The sequence below is a fragment of the Pseudomonas sp. BW16M2 genome (assembly GCF_014268865.1).
GTDB classification, from domain to species: Bacteria; Pseudomonadota; Gammaproteobacteria; order Pseudomonadales; family Pseudomonadaceae; genus Aquipseudomonas; species Aquipseudomonas peradeniyensis.
In genome coordinates, this window is record NZ_JABWRI010000002.1 from 48,615 (window position 1) to 65,988 (window position 17,374).

General features: G+C 59.9%; 15 protein-coding genes. 6 read left to right on the forward strand and 9 right to left on the reverse strand.

Translation table 11 applies throughout. The features are described from left to right. Nucleotides 1-102: 102 nt before the first annotated feature. Complete coding sequence (locus HU735_RS03180; RefSeq protein WP_186712364.1) at nt 103-1,503, reverse strand: hypothetical protein; 1,401 nt, start codon at nt 1,501-1,503, stop codon at nt 103-105. Between the two features lie 304 nt (nt 1,504-1,807). Continuing rightward, nucleotides 1,808-2,830 carry a zinc-dependent alcohol dehydrogenase family protein gene (locus HU735_RS03185; RefSeq protein WP_186712365.1) on the reverse strand — a complete coding sequence of 341 codons (1,023 nt, stop codon included), beginning with the start codon at nt 2,828-2,830 and terminating at the stop codon, nt 1,808-1,810. 207 nt (nt 2,831-3,037) lie between these two features. Here HU735_RS03185 and HU735_RS03190 point away from each other — a divergent pair, with 207 nt between their 5' ends. Both HU735_RS03190 and HU735_RS03195 read left to right on the forward strand, forming a co-directional pair. Continuing rightward, a complete protein-coding gene (locus tag HU735_RS03190) occupies nt 3,038-3,952 on the forward strand; it encodes a LysR family transcriptional regulator (protein ID WP_050705386.1) in 915 nt (304 codons plus the stop codon). A 140-nt stretch (nt 3,953-4,092) separates the two neighbouring features. Then, the gene (locus HU735_RS03195; protein WP_186712543.1) at nt 4,093-5,373 is read left to right on the forward strand and encodes an integrase arm-type DNA-binding domain-containing protein; all 1,281 of its coding nucleotides are present in this window, start codon (nt 4,093-4,095) and stop codon (nt 5,371-5,373) included. A gap of 658 nt (nt 5,374-6,031) precedes the next feature. Here HU735_RS03195 and HU735_RS03200 read toward each other — a convergent pair. Beyond that, nucleotides 6,032-6,262 (reverse strand): TIGR03758 family integrating conjugative element protein, encoded by a 231-nt coding sequence (locus HU735_RS03200; protein ID WP_186712366.1) that lies wholly within the window; start codon nt 6,260-6,262, stop codon nt 6,032-6,034. Next, a complete protein-coding gene (locus HU735_RS26990; RefSeq protein WP_346655346.1) occupies nt 6,259-6,609 on the reverse strand; it encodes an RAQPRD family integrative conjugative element protein in 351 nt (116 codons plus the stop codon). Before HU735_RS26990 ends, HU735_RS03200 begins: the two co-directional genes overlap by 4 nt. 322 nt (nt 6,610-6,931) lie before the next feature. Here HU735_RS26990 and HU735_RS03210 point away from each other — a divergent pair, with 322 nt between their 5' ends. Together HU735_RS03210 and HU735_RS03215 are read left to right on the forward strand one after the other, a co-directional pair. Then, nucleotides 6,932-9,295 (forward strand): hypothetical protein, encoded by a 2,364-nt coding sequence (locus HU735_RS03210; RefSeq protein WP_186712368.1) that lies wholly within the window; start codon nt 6,932-6,934, stop codon nt 9,293-9,295. Further along, nucleotides 9,292-10,677, forward strand: coding sequence for a hypothetical protein (locus HU735_RS03215; protein WP_186712369.1), 1,386 nt, complete (start codon nt 9,292-9,294; stop codon nt 10,675-10,677). The genes HU735_RS03210 and HU735_RS03215 overlap by 4 nt, the downstream gene beginning before the upstream one ends. Nucleotides 10,678-11,491: 814 nt before the next feature. Here HU735_RS03215 and HU735_RS03220 read toward each other — a convergent pair. Continuing rightward, the gene (locus tag HU735_RS03220) at nt 11,492-12,097 is read right to left on the reverse strand and encodes a LysE family translocator (RefSeq protein ID WP_186712370.1); all 606 of its coding nucleotides are present in this window, start codon (nt 12,095-12,097) and stop codon (nt 11,492-11,494) included. An 87-nt stretch (nt 12,098-12,184) separates the two neighbouring features. Then, nucleotides 12,185-12,814, reverse strand: coding sequence for a LysE family translocator (locus tag HU735_RS03225; protein ID WP_186712371.1), 630 nt, complete (start codon nt 12,812-12,814; stop codon nt 12,185-12,187). A 131-nt stretch (nt 12,815-12,945) separates the two neighbouring features. On the opposite strand from HU735_RS03225, the gene HU735_RS03230 reads away from it, so the two are divergent. Further along, the gene (locus HU735_RS03230; protein WP_186712372.1) at nt 12,946-13,095 is read left to right on the forward strand and encodes a hypothetical protein; all 150 of its coding nucleotides are present in this window, start codon (nt 12,946-12,948) and stop codon (nt 13,093-13,095) included. 16 nt (nt 13,096-13,111) lie between these two features. On the opposite strand, the gene HU735_RS03235 is transcribed toward HU735_RS03230, so the two are convergent. Beyond that, nucleotides 13,112-13,351, reverse strand: a complete 240-nt coding sequence (locus HU735_RS03235) for a hypothetical protein (protein ID WP_186712373.1) — start codon at nt 13,349-13,351, stop codon at nt 13,112-13,114. A gap of 276 nt (nt 13,352-13,627) precedes the next feature. Between HU735_RS03235 and HU735_RS03240 the strand changes: the two genes are divergently transcribed. After that, nucleotides 13,628-15,058: a PLP-dependent aminotransferase family protein gene (locus HU735_RS03240; RefSeq protein ID WP_186712374.1), complete on the forward strand. Its 1,431-nt coding sequence runs from the start codon at nt 13,628-13,630 to the stop codon at nt 15,056-15,058. A gap of 92 nt (nt 15,059-15,150) precedes the next feature. On the opposite strand, the gene HU735_RS03245 is transcribed toward HU735_RS03240, so the two are convergent. Both HU735_RS03245 and HU735_RS03250 read right to left on the reverse strand, forming a co-directional pair. After that, nucleotides 15,151-16,239, reverse strand: coding sequence for an MBL fold metallo-hydrolase (locus tag HU735_RS03245; RefSeq protein ID WP_238349746.1), 1,089 nt, complete (start codon nt 16,237-16,239; stop codon nt 15,151-15,153). 173 nt (nt 16,240-16,412) lie between these two features. Then, on the reverse strand, nt 16,413-17,327 hold the full coding sequence (locus HU735_RS03250; RefSeq protein ID WP_186712376.1) for an AraC family transcriptional regulator: 915 nt from the start codon (nt 17,325-17,327) through the stop codon (nt 16,413-16,415). Between the last annotated feature and the right edge of the window lie 47 nt (nt 17,328-17,374).

The following is a 17,374-nucleotide window of genomic DNA, read 5'->3' on the forward strand; positions in this document are numbered from 1 at the left end:
TTGAGGATCAAGCACTGGTTATACATACAGACCACATGCCTGGGCAAGTGCGCTGGATCGACGGTCACACGATCGTTACGAGCGCTCGCCCAGGCAGCAGGCCTACTCGACGGCGCGCAACAGCGGATATCCGCCGCCCGGGCTGGCCGGCAAAGGCCGCAGCCACAGGTCGCGCCGGCCCAGCAGCTGGAACAGACGCCGGGCCTGGTGGCTGAGCGTGCCGGCATACAGCCCGCGCAGCTGCGCGAGCTGCAGGCCGCTGGTTTCAACCAGCCACTGGCTGACCGGCTCCGGGCAGGGGCGCCCCTGCAAGGCACGGTGCAGGTACGGCAGCGCGACGCGCATGCCCGGATGGCACCGCAGCACAAAGGTCTCGAGGTTGTGCCCTAGCGCCTCGAACGGGGTGAACAGCTGGCAGACCAGTTGCGCCTCGCTCACGCCATAGGCGCCAGCCAGGCGCGCCTGTGCCTCGCTGCGCAAGGCCCGGCCCTGGGGCCAAGCGGTCGACGGCTGGCGCAAGCGCTGGAAGAAAGCCTGGGTGCCTTCGCGATAGCTGCGCTGGTCGAGGTACTGCGCCTTGAGCCCATGCAGGTGGGCCAGCGGCAAGGGATCGAACAGCCCTGACGGCCCCTGGGCCTGACTGCCCTTGACGTCCTGCCGGCCGAGCATGCGGTCCAGTGCTCCACCGTCGTCCGGGTGGTGCAACAGGTCCTCGACCATGACCAGGCGCGGCTCGCCAGCGGGCTGGCGCAGCACGGGCGAAGTCGGCGGTTGCCAGGGATCGGCCAACACCTCGCCCAACTGCTCCAGACCCGCCGCCAGCACATTGTGAGGTGTCAGGGCGTGGGCCACCTCCACGGTGTGGCGCAGGCAGCGCCGCCCCCAAGCCAGCAGGCGATGGCGCTGTGAAAACGGCACGGCGCTGATCAGGATCTGCTCGCCGGCCTCCCCCGCCAGCGCCTGGCCCAGGCTGTTGGCCAGCTCCAGGTAGCCCCTGGCACCGAGCATCGCGTCCGGCTGCCCGCCGACCAGGTGGCCGAACAGCAACCAGGCGTTGCCGGCATCGGCCAGTTGCTCGCCCGAGCAGGCCTGGCGGGCACCGAACGGGCCGAGCTGCCCGCCGTCGGCTCGCAGCAGCTCCACCCGCGGATCGTCATGCAGGAACAGCGCGCTGAAGCAGCGGTCGTGAAGGGCCAGGGCGGTATCATCGAGGGTCGGCAGACGGGCCACCAGCACACGCAGGCGGCAGGTAGCGCCATGGCGCAGGGCGATGCTCAACTGCGCGGCGCGCAGGCAGGCCAGCAGATGCGCGCTGCGCTGGTCGACACCGTGCAGCACCAGCACCCGGACGTTGCCGACGTATTCCTGGCCGCCGGCGATGACCAGCAATCGCTGGACCAGCAGCTGCACCGAGGCGCGCTGGGCCTGGGACATGTGCTCCAGCAGGCGCTGCAGGACTTGCTGGTAGACATAGTGCATGGCTTGGTCGTGGGTCTCGGTCATGCTATCGCTCCATCTCCCTGACGGCTTCGAATTGAAGTCCGATTCTGGCAGATGAATAGCAAACCGAGCTTGAAGGAAACTTCCTAAAGCCTAGTAGGACATTTAGCTAAATTTCCAGCCCTGCAAGCTGCGCCCCCCCTGTAGGAGCGGCCTTGCCGAGGCGTCGGACCGGTCGGAAAGGGCCGCAAAGCGGCCCCGGCGATATCTGCTTGATGCACAAATCGTGGGGGTGCTTCGCACCCCTTTCGCGACACAAGGCCGCTCCTACAGGGGCCGTGTATGACCTGAGGGTGTCACTACCCGATCAGTGCCCACCCATATCCAGCACCACCCGCCCACCACACGGACACTCGTCCATGTGCCGGTGCGCCTCGACCACCTGCTCGAACGGGTACACCTTGATGATCTGCGGCGTCAGCAACTGGTCGGCGGTGAACTGGTTGATATCGCGCAACGCCCGCTGCAGGGCCACCTGGTCCTGGGCGATGCCCAGCTCCGGCTTGCCGGTGAAGTTGCCGATGCAATGCACATGGAACTGGATGTTCTTCTGGAACGCCGCGCAGGCCGGGAACGGCGTCTGGTTGCCACCCTGCAGGCCGTACAGCACCAGGCTGCCACGGGGCGCCAGGACATCGCCGAGCAGCGACATCTGCGGGCCGCCCATGCCGTCGAGGACCATGTCCACGCCACGGCCATCAGTGTACTTGCCGATCTGCATCAGCAGGTCCTGCTCCTCGGTGACGATCACCTTGTCGGCGCCCAGGCCCAGCAGGTACTCGCGCTGCTCGGGCTCCTTGGTGGCGGCGAACACCCTCAGCCCCAGGGCCTTGCCCAGTTGCACGAAGGCCGGCCCCGCGCAGTGGCTGGCATCGGTGACCAGCGCGGTCTGCCCGGCCTTGGCCCGCGCCAGGTCGACGAAGGCAAAATAGGCGATGAGCAGCGGCGTGTAGTGCACGCTGGCCTCGATCGGGGTCAGTACATCCGGGTAACGGGTGATGGCGCTGCGCGGCAGGACAATCACGTCGCCGTACACCGGGTGGTCGTTGGCGCTGGTGGCCGGGAAGCTGGCGACCCGGTCGCCCACCGCGATATCGTCCACACCCTCGCCAACCGCCATGACCACGCCGGCCATCTCGTGGCCGATACCGGCCGGCAGCCGCGCCTGGGACGGCGCCAGGTTCTGCCGCCAGAGCACGTCGTACCAGCTGACGCCGATCGCCTCGACGCGGATCTGCACCTCGCCGGTAGCCGGGGACGGTTCGGCCTGCTCCTCGCAACGGAGCACATCGGCCTGGCCGAACTTGTGGAAACGGATCATGCGGGACATCGCATACCTCGCCTGTGTGAATCTCGTATTACCACGGACTTTATCCGGGCTTTCACGGTTGGACCATCAGTGGCTGTTAATAGTCGACATGCCTGTCATTGATTGGGCCCCTGACAATTCTGTGCATTGGCACCCGGAAATCGGTGCAGGGTACCAGCCTTTGGCCTTAAGATTCACCCCTGCCCCATTTCTGGCGAGCCGCATCGAATGAATCGTAACGACTTGCGTCGCGTAGACCTCAACCTGCTGATCGTGTTCGAAACGCTCATGCACGAACGCAGCGTGACCCGCGCCGCCGAGAAACTGTTCCTCGGCCAGCCGGCGATCAGCGCCGCGCTGTCGCGCCTGCGCAACCTGTTCGACGATCCGCTGTTCGTGCGCACCGGCCGCAGCATGGAACCCTCGGCGCGGGCCCACGAGATCTTCGCCCTGCTGTCCCCAGCACTGGACTCGATCTCCACCGCCGTCAGCCGCGCCGCGGATTTCGACCCGGCCACCAGCAACGCGGTGTTCCGTATCGGCCTGTCCGACGACGCCGAGTTCGCCCTGCTGCCGCAGTTGCTCAAGCGCATCCGCGCCGAAGCCCCCGGCATCGTCCTGGTGGTGCGTCGGGTCAACTACCTGCTGATGCCCACCCTGCTGGCCTCGGGCGAGATCTCGGTGGGCGTGAGCTACACCAACGAACTCCCCGCCAACGCCAAGCGCAAGGTGCTGCGTCGCAGCATGCCCAAGCTGCTGCGCGCCGACAGCATGCCCGGCAGCATCACCCTCGACGACTTCTGCGCCCGCCCCCATGCCCTGGTGTCGTTCGCCGGCGACCTCTCGGGGTTCATCGACGAGGCGCTGGACGAGATCGGCCGCAAGCGCCATGTGGTGCTGGCGGTGCCGCAGTTCAACGGATTGGGAAGTTTGCTGGCGGGGACCGATATCGTCGCCACGGTGCCGGACTACACCGCCGATGCGCTGACCGCGGCGGGTGGGTTGCGCGCGGAAGACCTGCCGCTGGAGGTGCGCAGCTTCGAGCTGCACATGGCTTGGCGTGGTGCGCAGGACAATGACCCGGCGGAGCGCTGGTTGCGCTCGCGGATTCAGATGTTCTTCGGCGATCCCGATAGCCTTTGATCGAGCTCCACTAAACGCTATAAAATCTTTAAATACATATAGTTAGGTTAAAATATCGTCCATTGCCGTCCATCGGCATCCACTTAATTCCAGCTTGACTGGGGGTATCTTTGGGGGACACCAAGCCCAGATTAAAAAAGATACCCCCACACCATGCCCCCGAAAAACCGCCACCCTTCCGCCAGAAACTCAGCGATGCATTCATCCGTTCGTTGACCACATCAGGCAAGTACGCCGATGGCGATGTACCGGGTCTCTATCTCCAAGTGCGTGCCTCGCTCAAGCCTGGAAAATCACCCTCACGGCACTGGCGACTGAAATACCGTCTTCGCGGCAAGGAAAACGTGTTCGTGATCGGCAGGTATCCGGATGTGGGCTTGAAAGAGGCCCGCGAGCTCGCCCGGGCAGCGCGCAATAGCGTGGCCAATCACATCGACCCACTCAAAGCCAGAAAAGCCAAGATCGAAGCACAATGGCTAAATGAGGCGCGTACGTTCGCCTACGTCGCTGAGGAGTGGATGAAGTTCAAATCGGCCGACTTGGTCAGCAAATCCGTTTCAGGATTTCGCGGCGCACTGCGCAACCACATTTTGCCCACAATCGGCGAGCGGCCGGTCAGCGAAATCAAGCTCGAGCACATCACCGCAATCATTACTGAGCTGCGGTATAAGCGAATCATGGCGATGGCGAGGCGCGTGCGGACAATCATTCGTTCCATCCTCAGCTTTGCCGAAGGGCGTGGCTGGGTCGAGCGAAACGTGGCCTTGAGCAACACTGAGGAACTCAAGATCCGCCACGTGGTGACCAGCAACCCCGCCATTGAGCGGCCTGCTGATTTGGGCAAATTTCTGCTGCGTCTCGATGACCTGAACCTCGGCAGCGTGGCCTATGCGATGCGCCTACTGGTGCTGTTGCCGGTTCGGCCGGTTGAGCTTGTGAAGATGCGCTGGGAGGATGTCGATCTGATCGGCGCCGATTGGCGATATGTGGTCAGCAAGACCAAACATCTGGACAAGAGCAAGCATATCGTGCCGCTGCCAGAACAAGCCCTAATCTTGCTGCGCGAACTGCACAAAGATCGGGTGGTTGATGATGCTGGTAACGGCTGGGTGTTCGGATCGCCTGTCTATCCAGGCCGATCAATCGATGCGACGTCCATCCTCAAATCGCTTCAGAAAGTCTGGCCAGAGTACGCCATCACGGCGCACGGTTTTCGGGCTACCTACCGCACGATCGCTCATGAGCATTTGGGCATCGATCCAATTGTACTGGAGCTATCGCTATCGCATCGGATGCCAGGAGCGCTGGGAGCAGTTTATGCACGTGCTCAGCTCTTGAGTCAGCGCCGGGAAGCCGCGCAACTGTGGGCGAACTACTTAGATCAGCTTCGGAACAATACCAAGCTAGCGCTTGCAAATTAATCGCCGCCCCCTGACTTGAAGCCCAACTGTAACGATCCCAGTCTTCTTTCCTTCCCGTAACACGCCAACCGAATTTGGCGGGTGATCCGGGATTCGGACTCAACGAGACAGTTCGACACTTCGAATTTTTTCGACAAGAATCAATATTTTATGAAAATCAGCTCGAATGCAGCGTAGCCATTCACAGTGTATTTCTACTCCCGACCACCGGCATCCAAAAGCCGACGTCCGGCAGTTCTAGAAGGCACTGCGTAAGGCACTTTGAATTTTGCCAAGGTTTACTAGCTTCCGCCCTGATCCGTCTGTTTCTAGACAGCGAGTGGTGGGCTAGTTTCTAACATTTAGATCATTGCCATGCCCAAGCTACCGAGTAATTGCTGAGAAACTAAGTAGGCAAACAGCACGCCGAATGCCATTTTTGAGCACTGCCCTGCACCGAGATGGTCGACGGCAGGTTCAACTCAGTGGGATGAAAGCCAAACAAGGTGTTCACCGCTGGCTTAACGCCCTCTTCAAACAAGCTACTCGACGCCCACGTCACGTGCGATGGGCCCCCACTCTAGGCTAAGGACAGCAACGGCATGAAAACCAGACTGGCTGTGACACAGGCACGCAGCAAAAGATGACGGAAGGCAAAGCGGTTCATGGATGAAGTCCTTCAGGAGAGCAGGAAGTACGTCAGCACCAGGTACATCGCCAGGAAGCAGACGATGACCCCAAGGAATTGGCGCTCGTTGACGCGGTTCTCGGTCCATCCCACGTAGGCCGTGCGTGCGGCCCAGACGCCCCACAGCAGCACGGCCAGGACGGCGCCGATCAGGAGCGAGAACATGACCTGGGGATCAACTTCGCTGTTGGCTTGAAATGCGCTGAGCTGGGCGTCAGTCATGACTTGTCCTCCTGCGGCGGGACGGACTCGGCGCGGTACTGGCCTCCAAGTTCGTCGGTATCGCGAGGCTGGGCGCGTGAGGGGGTGAGGAATTGCTCGATGCCGGCGCGTACACGCGCCAGATCCGCGAGCAGGCGCGGGTAGTCGAAGTGGTAGCGTTCGTTGGGATCAGGTGCTGCGAAGGTTGCGGCTTGCTGGACGATGCGCTCCAAGGCCTCGAGCTGACGCTGGGTAGTGACGAGGTCTTGGCGCTGTGCTTGCGGAGCCGCCTGTGCGATGCAGGCCATTGCAAGCAGCGAAGCAAGCGCCGCGCAGCGAGTGGCCAGGTGGGTCTGAGTAGTGAGCACGGGGTTCCCCTTTCGGATCAGCGATGGAGCGATCCTGGGGAAGAAGGCGGGGCATGGCCGCAAACAATAGGAACCGGGGGTTACCGGTTTGTTTTGGTGGCCCCAATATTTCGACTCTGGCACCCCACAAGTCTGGAGAAAGTCCCCAAAGCGCTGCGTTTGGGGCAGCCCTTCGACCATGCGTGGCCGCAGGGCTGAAGCACTACCCTCTTCAACCTTGCTCCGGCATCGGGTGAATCCACAACCAAGCAGACCGTGGGTGCGGTGCTAAAGTCTGCAACATAGATTTCGCCTTTCCGCAAATAATCTAGGGAGATGAACGATGCCTATGTTGAATGGGAAGAGCGTCTTGCTGAAGCACTGGCTCTCAAGCCCAAGGCTCCTACTGCGCATCGTTGGTTCAGTCCTATTGCTTCATGGTGTAACGGTGGATGCGGCCTCCCGGTTCGGCTCTGCAACCATTGATGTTCAAGGTACGGACCACGTCATAACAACCTGGTCTTCATTGCCCATCGGACACGTCGACGACAATGGCCAAGACACAAAAGTACTACTGGGGCAATTCGTTCCGCCGTCACTCAACAAGCAGATCGGAACTGAGTTCACTGCGGTGCCGACAAGGACTCTTGAAATGGCTATTAAAGCGCCGTTCAAGATGGCAACGGGTACAGGTCTGCCTCCAGTTTCGGATCCGATGTCCGACGATTTTTTTACCCCCTTCGATATTGAAAACTATCGGCCGATATTTTCAACAGCAGTTGAGGCTGGCGACCCACAGTGGATCAACAAGGCGGACTGGACGTTCTCATATCCGCAACTGGATAAACTGATCCAGGAGCTTCTAGATCGAACATCGCGGATTTCAGGACGGCATCAGATTACAAACCCTTCCTCTTGCACAATAAATCCAGCTCAAATTCAGTGGCGATTCTCCGCTCGTCCGGATTTCCCAAGCAGCCTGTTTGAAGAGTACGCAAAAGCTCTTCAGCAGTTGCCGCTACGCACCCGCGTACAAACCGTTAGCTTGGACATGACTGCGATATCTAATAATTCATTCTCTTCAACTTTCACCTCAGCTTCAACAACCTCGAAAATAGACATCGGAAGCTTTTCGAAAAGCGACTTGAAAGATGGACTTGAGGCGGTCAGAAACATGGCTTTTTCTCCTGACTGCCGGAGATATCTCTACCACTCCGGAATTCTGAGTTCAAAGCGTCATTTCTTTATAACTGAGACAAATGACAACGAGCTGCTGCTCTTGCAAAACTCCTGGGAGGCTGCCGCGCAGACAATACCCCTAAGTCCTGAAGAAGAGTCCGGACTGGATAGTGCCCAGGTTATTGCCAAAAAATTTGAAGCTTGGCGACAAACGCATACCACCCACACCTCTGCCGATCTCGAAGAATTTGCTCTTCTGTCAGGGGATTCGAACACGGAGTTAGACAAGCATGGGTCGTGGATTTTCGGATTCACGAGCAACAATACGCCGAACTACACCATAGCCGCTACCTCGCCGGCTGTCCGCTACAACGTTCAACGGCTGATATCAAGCTTCTTTGGGTACGCACGGGCCCGCAACTCGTTCGACTACGACCGGCCATGGGCAACAGTTCGATTTTTGAGTGACATGACTGAAACCATCAGTAGAAATCAACGAAAAGTTAACTACTCCAGAGAGTTCAATCCAGAGCCATGGGAGAACAGATTCTATCCACGGCGCGATTACATTAAGACCGCTGCATCTGACATGAATATGAGCTATGGAAGCTCTTCGATCTGCGTCCTGCAGGAAAACGGTTTGCCAGAATCAGCTTGCCAGTACAGTGCGGCGCTCAAGAACGAGCAGTTCGCCAAGGACGATACAAAAATTGAGGCGAGAGCACGTAAATACGAAGAGCAGGATTTCGCCCTCTACAACATCGTGGTCGATGCCTTATTGCAGCGACTCCAGGACGAGAAAATCAGATTTGAGCTACTACCTGATCTACTCGAATTAAAGACGTCGATTGACGCCACAATCGAATTGCGCAAGAGAGCTCACGAAATAGCCTTTGGAAGTATTCCATTTCGACTGGTCGAAGTCAGGATGCCGAAAAATCAAACCATTGAGCAAGGTGCGCCCATTGCTACCATTGTTCCTGCGTTTCGAGAGGCGATACTGGTGCAGGTGAGTCCTACTGATCCGCTCATGGATGCAATCAAGGTGGGTTCTATTGTTGACGTCAAGCTTCTAAAATCCAGTCAACCACCAATTCCCTTTGAGGTTATTTCCGCAACAAGCGTAAGTGGCAACCTGCAGGCATCAGCCGAAAGCCTCAATTCATATATCGGCGAATGGATAAAAAGACAGGAATATTCTGGGACGGTAACAGCCATCGCACCGACAACTTCAGGCTTCTCAATTGAACTAGTACTGGAATGTGATAAGAGTCAGTACGTACTCGGAGAAATTGATGAGGCGACGGTGCCACCTGGCCTCAGAGATGTCCTTCAAAAGACCTTTCCAACCGCTTCCGAGCGCACAAGTGGAACTGGATTCTTACAGAAGAAATTTACTACACGGCGCGTCCCTGACGGACTATTTACTGGCGCAGGCGAGCTGAGCGTACTCGTGGTACCGTCCGGCCGGGCCGATTTGGCGGCATACAAAAATGCAATTCACCAAAGAATCATAGGCAGGCAATGAAGAACTGGCCGATCCACCTGCTTCGAGTCCCGATACTTGTCCTGGCTCTACTGGCTGCGGTCTTGCCGCATGCGGTATCGGCGGGCGTCTGGTTTGGCCCTGAAGACAACACGACAACCCTTTACCACCCTCCTCGGCCCAAGGGGTTGAATGAAGAGTTTCTTGCGCGCCTGTCGCGAGCACTAGTTATCGCGCGCTCTGAAGGAATCTTTACAAGTTCTGAGCTGGCAGCAATACAGAGAAGCTTTGCAACGCAAGAAGAGCAAGATGCGTTGAGAAGCATCTGGGATGATTGCAACACGGGAAACGCCTCAGCATGCAGTGAAAAAATACGTAGGGGCATAGTGGCTGAGCCCGCGAAACAAAGCAGTCACGGAGTTGGGTTCGCAACTGATATTGGAATTAGCGCCATCGCGTCCGCTCGATTGCCTGATTTCGCTGAAATCCTAGATGACGAAGGGCTAACCCTACCGCTCTTCTATGATCCTGTGCATATTGAGCCCGCAGAAGATTCGTCGTTAAGCGGACTGCGTCAACAATCGCGATATGAGCTGTGGAATTCTTCGTCCACAACCGGCTCCCGATTAAGCACGAATGAGAATCTGAGGGCATTTGCCAGAGCAGGTAGCATCATATTGGGAAAAATCCCTTTGGGGGGGCAGAACACACTGGGCAATGACCCCCGCGCTCACCAGTTCTCCACGCTTGTGCAGCAACTTACACGTGAAGGCCCGGGATCACACAGTGCGGCAGTAAGGGCGTTGGGCGAGGCATTTGCCAGCATTCGTGAACTCTCGGCAATTCGCATGAGCCCTAAGCAGGACGCCCGATCCGTTTTTTATGACCTGGTAAAAAAAGAAATCCAGAAGGAACTCACCGTGCAAGCGGCTGAGTCAAGAATCACTACTGCGGATCGGTTAGTTGTTCACCTCCCATCTTCGAGCCCTTCGGACAACTATTGGATGAATCGCTGGATGCAGAACAATATCACCCCGCAAGGGAATATCAGTCTGAATCCAGAATGGAGCTCAAGCACAATTGGCAGTCAAATTGCACACGAGCGCAGCATCCTTGAACAGGAGCGAACGTTAGCCCTTCAACGAAAGGCATTCTGGGACGAAATGTTTGATCCAGTTGGCAGCAATCAACATCGTCCCCCCATGATTTATCACTCACCAAACTACTCTGGCGAGTCTCAAAGAGAGCCCCGATACCGGCCAGAGCGCGGCACACGTTATCGGGAGCCGGAACGCGCGGAAACCCGGCAACGAGAACAGCCGCGGGCTGTTGAGCCCGAGTCGCGTCCCCCCACCCCCTCAAGGCCTCTCCCCAAAAGATCTCCACTTCCGCCGCCAGAGCTGAACATTCTCAGTATTCCTTGATAACGACAGCTCGTCGTATCGACTGTAGTAAGACGGAGCGACCTGGATGCGCTTCAATTGCGCCGCACGGGGTGTGTTGCCGCTCTCCCATCTGGCCTCTCCTGTGCAGCGAGAACGGGCACGATTGATGTTCTGAGAGACTTCGGTGCAGAGTTCGTTACGGATAGCCGCTCAGATAGGTGCGTTTCGGAATTCGAGTCGAAAGATGACAAATCACTCAATACTGCCTCTTGTAGTACAGCAGTGGCTGTGTGGCCGTAGTTTCAGTGCTTTCACCTCGCCAATCACCGCTGCGGCGTGTTAGGCGTGAATCTCACAATCAAGCTAGTGGAGGCTGCCGACAATAATCGGGTTGCCCAGCCTTAATGATATTAACTGCCGCTTGTGTGACAAACGGGTCCATATGGACACTCCCGCCCTGCTTTCGGCCATCCCGTCACAGGGTTTCTAATGTGCACCACTTCGACAGCTGTCAGAAATCGCCATTCTCGGTCGCGCATTCTGCTGGGGGTATCCAAGGGTATTTCTGGGGGTACATTTCTGCTTTTTCTACCCACAAAACCCGCCCTATGGCCCTGTCCAAATGTTCTTCGGCGATCCCGATAGCCTTTGAGTGAATTTCATTGAACCCCGACAGGCCCAGTAAATTCAGCCAGACAGGCGAAGATTGAGGCCATTGCCATCCTTCGCATTCCACAATCGCCTGACACGCCACCAGCCCGACATGACAGCGGCGCTGCCAATGCAGTGAGCGGGCAAAAAAAAAGCCACCTACCGGCTCCGGCGGGTGGCGGCAGGACGCCCTGCGAGCCCGTCAGGCTTTCAGCAGCGGGAACAACGAGATCACCAGCAGCAAGGCCATGCCGTAGTTGAACAGGCGCAACCATCGCAGATCGCGCAAGACGTTGCGCAACACGCTGCCGAACCCGGCCCAGACCCCGACGCTCGGCGCATTGATCAGGGCGAACAGGCTGGCGATTACCACCACGTTGAAGAAGTATCCCTGCAAGGGCGTGTAGGTGCTGATAGCCCCCAGCGCCATCACCCAGGCCTTGGGGTTGACCCACTGGAATGCCGCAGCTCCCCAGAACCCCAGTGGCCGCCCCTTGCCGGCGACGTCCTGGGACACCGGCCCGGAGCACGCAATGTTCCAGGCCAGGTACAGCAGATAGGCCGCACCCACATAGCGCAGCACTTTGTACAACACAGGATAAGCCTCGAACACCGCTCCCAGGCCCAGGCCGACGGCCAGCACCAGCACCAGGAACCCCGAACTGATGCCAAGGATATGCGGCACCGTGCGCCGGAACCCGAAGTTCACCCCTGAGGCCAGCAGCATGGCGTTATTCGGTCCGGGGGTAACCGAGGTGACAAAGGCGAACAGAGCAAAAGCCAACAACAAGTCGATCGACAACGGCATACATTCATCCTGAGAAATACATGCTCCGAACAGAGCCCTGATTCAAAGTTTTCGCCCCGCGTTCGCCGCAGGCGATTCTCTCAACGCTTACAGCAAGGATCCGATGAAGCCCGCGGCGACCATCGAGTAGAACGCACCGCACAGCAGGCCGAATGCCTTGCGCGTACGGACGAAAAACGGCTCCGCGGAACGGGCGGAAAACGCCAGCGCATAGGCGCAGAAAATCACGAAGCCGGCGACCGCGCAGCTGCCCACCAGCACGAAGCTGGCCCAGGAAGGTGCCGTCGCGCTGAGGCCAACGGTGGTCACGGTGAACCAGGTCAAGGCTGCCTTGGGGTTGGTCAGGTGGATGCCCAGCCCCTGCAGGTAGAACCCCAGCGTGCGGCTCTGCCTGGCCTTGGCGCGATTGAGGTTGACCGCGTTCGGGCTCAGGGCTCCGCGGATCGATTTGTAGGCCAGCCACAACAGGTAGCAGGCGCCGAGGATCTTCAGCCAGACCAACACCTGGGTATTGGACATCAGCAAGGCCGAGACCCCCGCAGCGGTCATCGCGCCCCAGCACAACGAACCGGAAATGACCCCGGCCGCGAGCGCCAGCCCCGGGGTCCGCCCATAGCTGAGCGAAGTGTTGGCGATCGCCAGGTTACCCGGGCCAGGGCTGGCGGTTCCGATGACATACACAGCCATGGCAGCACCAAAGCTCGATAGATCAAACATTTGACGGTCTCTTGTAGAAGTCGCGGGAGCAGGGTTTACCAACCTGTGAAGCCGGCTCCTGCGGGCGTACTCAGCCATCTGCGGAGTCTTTGATCCTTCGAATGGCCCGCCACAACACGGAACAGCTGGTCTTGACCGCCCTCCTCTACAGCTTTGCCGAAATGCCCGACGCCGGTGGTGGCGAGCTTCCTGATGCGCGGGGTTTGCAACTCCTTATCCATGCCAATCCTCCTACGGCCCCGCGTACGGCGCGGGGCCTGATCGGTGAACATCAATTGTGAGCCCAGGCTCGCCAGGTCAATGACGGGATTGCACGCGACTCAGCGCCACCTCTACCAATGTGCGGGCGCTGTCGATTTCGTGCATGGCGGCGCGGGTCAGTACCTGGCCTGACGGTTTGGCATGGAGCAGGACGGTCTGCTGGCTGACGGTCAGGGCACAGACGAGGTAGTCGGAGACCTGGACCAGGAGGTCTTCGAGGGTGTGGGTGGTGTATTTGTCGTGCAGAGGCGGATCGGGGACGATCTTTGCTGTCATTACCCTACTCTTCCTTGAGAAATCATCGTCTAAAGTAGCTTCAGGGGCAGAAGCCCGTTACTCGCTGCCTGGGTGATTCTGAATGGTGCTTCGGCTGCATTCAGAAACAACCAGTACAGTGCGATGCGAGCCATCTTCCCAAAGACAATGACTGTCTTATAGGTACACGCACCAGGATTTTTCTCAGTACAGATTGCCTTTTTGCCCTGAAAAGTTTTCAAAAATAGTGAAATCTGTAACTTTTTATACGACAGATGAGTCGCTACAGTCCCTCGCATGACTCGATACCTGAATCTCGCCGAATACATCAGCAGCCGCATTGAGCAAGGATTGTATGGACCGGGGGAGCGTTTGCCCTCGGTTCGTGCCCTGAGCCTCGAGCATGGCGTCAGCCTCACCACTGTCCAGCAGGCCTACCGGGTCCTGGAGCGCTCCGGACTGGCTATTCCCAAGCCCAAGTCAGGGTATTTCGTCCCGGCCAGTCGTCGCTTGCCGGAACTGCCGAAGATGGGACGACCCTCGTTGCGGCCCGTGGAGATATCCCAATGGGACCTGGTGCAGGACCTGATGCGCCAGGAGCAGAACATCCAGGCCGTGCAACTGGGCTGCGGCATGCCGGACACCACCGCGCCTACCCTCAAGCCGTTGCTGACCGCCCTGGCGCGAATCAGCCGACGCAGCGACAGCCCGAGCCTGCAATACAACCATCTGCAAGGCGTGCTGACCCTGCGCGAGCAGATCGCCCGCCTGAGCGTGGATTCCGGTTGTCGCCTGACTCCCGCGGAAATCGTCGTGACCAGCGGTTGCCAGGAGGCACTGTCGATCGCCATCCGCGCGCTGTGCGAACCCGGCGATATAGTGGCGATCGCCTCCCCGTGCTTCCACGGCATCATCCAGTTGCTCAAGGCCGCCGGTCTCAAGGCCCTGGAGATCCCTACCGACCCGGTCACCGGCATCAGCCTGGAAGCCATGGAAATGGCCCTGGAACAATGGCCGGTCAAGGCCGTCCAGCTCACACCCAACTGCAACAATCCGCTGGGCTATATCATGCCGGACGACCGCAAGCGCGCGATGATCCGCCTGGCCCAGCGCTATGACGTGCCGATCATCGAAGACGATATCTATGGCGACCTGGCGTTCCGCTACCCGCGACCACGCACTCTGAAATCCTTCGACGAAGACGGCCGCGTGCTGCTGTGCAGCTCGTTCTCCAAGACCCTCGCGCCGGGCCTACGGATCGGCTGGATCGCGCCGGGGCGTTATCTGCCGCAAGTGCTGCACATGAAGTACGTAGGCTCCGGCACCACCGCGACCCAGCCGCAACTGGCAGTCGCCGAATTCATTGCCAAGGGACATTACCTGCCGCACCTGCGGCGGATGCGCAAGCAGTACCAGCGCCACCGCGACCTGATGACCGAGTGGGTCAGCCGCTACCTGCCGGAAGGCACCCGGGTCAGCAAACCCCAGGGCGGGTTCACCCTGTGGGTGGAGTTGCCGGACGAGTTCGACACCTACACGCTGAACCGGCTGCTGGAGGCCGAGGACATCCAGATCGCCAACGGCAATATCTTTTCCGCCGCCGGCAAGTACCGCAATTGCCTGCGACTCAACTTCGCCGGCATGCCCACCCGCAAGATCGAACAGGCGGTCAACAAGATCGGCCTGGCGGTCGCACAACTGCTGCCCTCCTGCACCTCGCCGCGCTGACGGCGAGGTTCATTGCAGGTTCAGGTCCGGGCGCGCGCCACCGTTTGCCGGCCAGCGATACCACCACCAGCACCGTCGCACGGCGATGGACGTTAGTCTTGTGCGGGTGTTGGAAGGCTCGCCCAACGCAGCCGGCAACCACGGCCCTTGGTCGTTTCTTCCTGGTTAACCACCTCACGCCACCAGCGCTCGCCGGTACGTGGTAAATGTAGGTCAACCCGCTCTCCCATCTTCGGAGTGGCCACCGGCACACCCTCTTGCTCCGCCCACTCCAGCACTTGCTCGAAAGGCGCGTACCAGGCATGCAACGCCAGGTCGAAGGTGCCGTTGTGGATCGGCAGCAGCCAGCCCCCGCCCAGGTCCATGTGAGCCTGCACCGTCTGCCGAGGGTGCATGTGCACGTAAGGCCAATGCTCGTCGTAGGCGCCGGTTTCCATCAGCGTCAGGTCGAACGGCCCGAAGCGCCGGCCGATCTCGGCGAAACCATCGAAATAGCCGGTATCGCCACTGAAGAACATCCGCAGTTGCGGCGCCTCGATCACCCATGAACACCACAGCGTCCGGTTGCCGTCACGCAGCCCCCGGCCGGAGAAATGCTGGGCCGGAGTCGCCGTCAGGCGCAAACCGCCCGCTTCGAGCCCTTGCCACCAGTCCAACTGATGGATCTTCGCGGCCGGCACGCCCCAGGCCAGCAGGCGGTCGCCCACGCCCAGCGGAGTGAGGAAGCGCTCCACCTTGGGCGCCAGGGCCTTGATCGTCGCCCGGTCCAGGTGGTCGTAATGGTCGTGGGAGAGAATGACCCCGCGAATTGGCGGCAGCTCGTCCAAGGTCAGGGGTGGCGCATGGAAGCGCTTGGGGCCGGCGAAGGAGAATGGCGAGGCGCGCTTGGAGAACACCGGATCCGTCAGCCACCAGCCGCCTTCGAGCTTGAACAGTACCGTGGAGTGGCCCAGGCGGAACAGGCTGGCGTCCGGCGCGGCGTCGAGCTGCGCGCGGGTCAGTTGCAGCACCGGCACCGGCGCGCGCGGCACCGTGAACTTCGGTTTGTTGAACAACGCGTTCCAGATTGTCCTGGCGTCGGGCTCAGGCATGTCCGCTGGGCGCGGTGACAGATTGTGAAAGCGCCCCTCGCGGGACTGCGCAGAGTCGCGGTGCTGGAAGACCGGTGCATGGCGTTTCAAGGTGCTGACCTCATACGAGCGCAGGGCTGGAACCGCCAGTATAAGAACCGTCACCGTGACGGCCTTGCCCAATCCAACGAGGTCCATGCCCGATTCTGCGCCTGTGCGCGCCCGACACGGCCAGGACAATCCACCGCCGCGCAGCAGTCAATGCCAGCCAATGACGATGGGGTTCAGTTCAGGCGCAAGCGACGAATGTCGCGCTGGGGCGGTTCGCCAAACAGCCGGGCATATTCACGGCTGAACTGCGAGGCGCTTTCATAGCCGACCCGTGCGGCGGTCACGCTGGCATCGAGGTTCTGCGTGAGCATCAACTGACGGGCTTCCTGCAGGCGTAGTTGCTTCTGGTACTGCAGCGGACTCAAACCGGTGATCGTGCGAAAGTGCTGGCGCAACGTCGAAGGGCTCATATGGCAGCTGGCGGCCAACTGCTCGATCTTCAGTGGTTCGGTGAAGTGGCGCTTGAGCCAGTTGATGGCGCAGGCGATCTGCTGGCTGGGCGCTTCCTGGTTGATCAGGTGGCGCAGTTGCGCGCCATGGGGCCCGGTCAGCAGGCGATAGGCGATCTCGCGCTGGACCAGCGGGGCCAGATAAGGCAGCAGCACCGGTTCCGACAGCAACTGCACCAGGCGCAGCAAGGCATCGAGCAGCCCCTCGGTCAGGGGCTCCACGGCCATCGAGCAGAAGCCACGGTCGCGGCTGGGCGACGGCAGGCGCAGTTCGGTGGCCAGTTGCAGGATGTCCTGTGGCGCCAGGTGCAGCATCAGGCCAAGAAACGGCTCGGTGTGGCTGCCCTCGACCACCGTGGATACCACGGGCAGATCGACGGCGGTCAGCAATGACTGGCCCGGCCCGAAACGCAGGACTCGCTCGCCGAGCACGACCTGCTTCTCGCCCTGGGCAGTGATCCCCAGTCCCAGGCCGTAGATGCAGTGCATGGGTTGGGTGACGGCCCGGCGGCGGTGCAAGGTCAGGCCGGGAATGGCCGTCTCGTAGTCGCCGTCCGAGGGCGCGATTCTGGCGATGGCCAGGGCCAGGAGGCGACTGTCGGCGAAAGACGGCCGCGATGGTTGGAAAGCCGCGGTCATGGGCTACCTCGGTGGACGTTTGCTGGGGCCGCCTGGGCAACACGCTC

Bases quoted from the DNA above. Each gene is read 5' to 3' on its own strand.
- HU735_RS03235 (WP_186712373.1), bottom strand. From the start codon at position 13,351: ATGACAGCAAAGATCGTCCCCGATCCGCCTCTGCACGACAAATACACC.
- HU735_RS03225 (WP_186712371.1), bottom strand. From the start codon at position 12,814: ATGTTTGATCTATCGAGCTTTGGTGCTGCCATGGCTGTGTATGTCATC.
- HU735_RS03185 (WP_186712365.1), bottom strand. From the start codon at position 2,830: ATGTCCCGCATGATCCGTTTCCACAAGTTCGGCCAGGCCGATGTGCTC.
- HU735_RS03240 (WP_186712374.1), top strand. From the start codon at position 13,628: ATGACTCGATACCTGAATCTCGCCGAATACATCAGCAGCCGCATTGAG.
- HU735_RS03180 (WP_186712364.1), bottom strand. From the start codon at position 1,503: ATGACCGAGACCCACGACCAAGCCATGCACTATGTCTACCAGCAAGTC.
- HU735_RS03220 (WP_186712370.1), bottom strand. From the start codon at position 12,097: ATGCCGTTGTCGATCGACTTGTTGTTGGCTTTTGCTCTGTTCGCCTTT.
- HU735_RS03200 (WP_186712366.1), bottom strand. From the start codon at position 6,262: ATGACTGACGCCCAGCTCAGCGCATTTCAAGCCAACAGCGAAGTTGAT.
- HU735_RS03250 (WP_186712376.1), bottom strand. From the start codon at position 17,327: ATGACCGCGGCTTTCCAACCATCGCGGCCGTCTTTCGCCGACAGTCGC.
- HU735_RS03210 (WP_186712368.1), top strand. From the start codon at position 6,932: ATGCCTATGTTGAATGGGAAGAGCGTCTTGCTGAAGCACTGGCTCTCA.
- HU735_RS03190 (WP_050705386.1), top strand. From the start codon at position 3,038: ATGAATCGTAACGACTTGCGTCGCGTAGACCTCAACCTGCTGATCGTG.
- HU735_RS03215 (WP_186712369.1), top strand. From the start codon at position 9,292: ATGAAGAACTGGCCGATCCACCTGCTTCGAGTCCCGATACTTGTCCTG.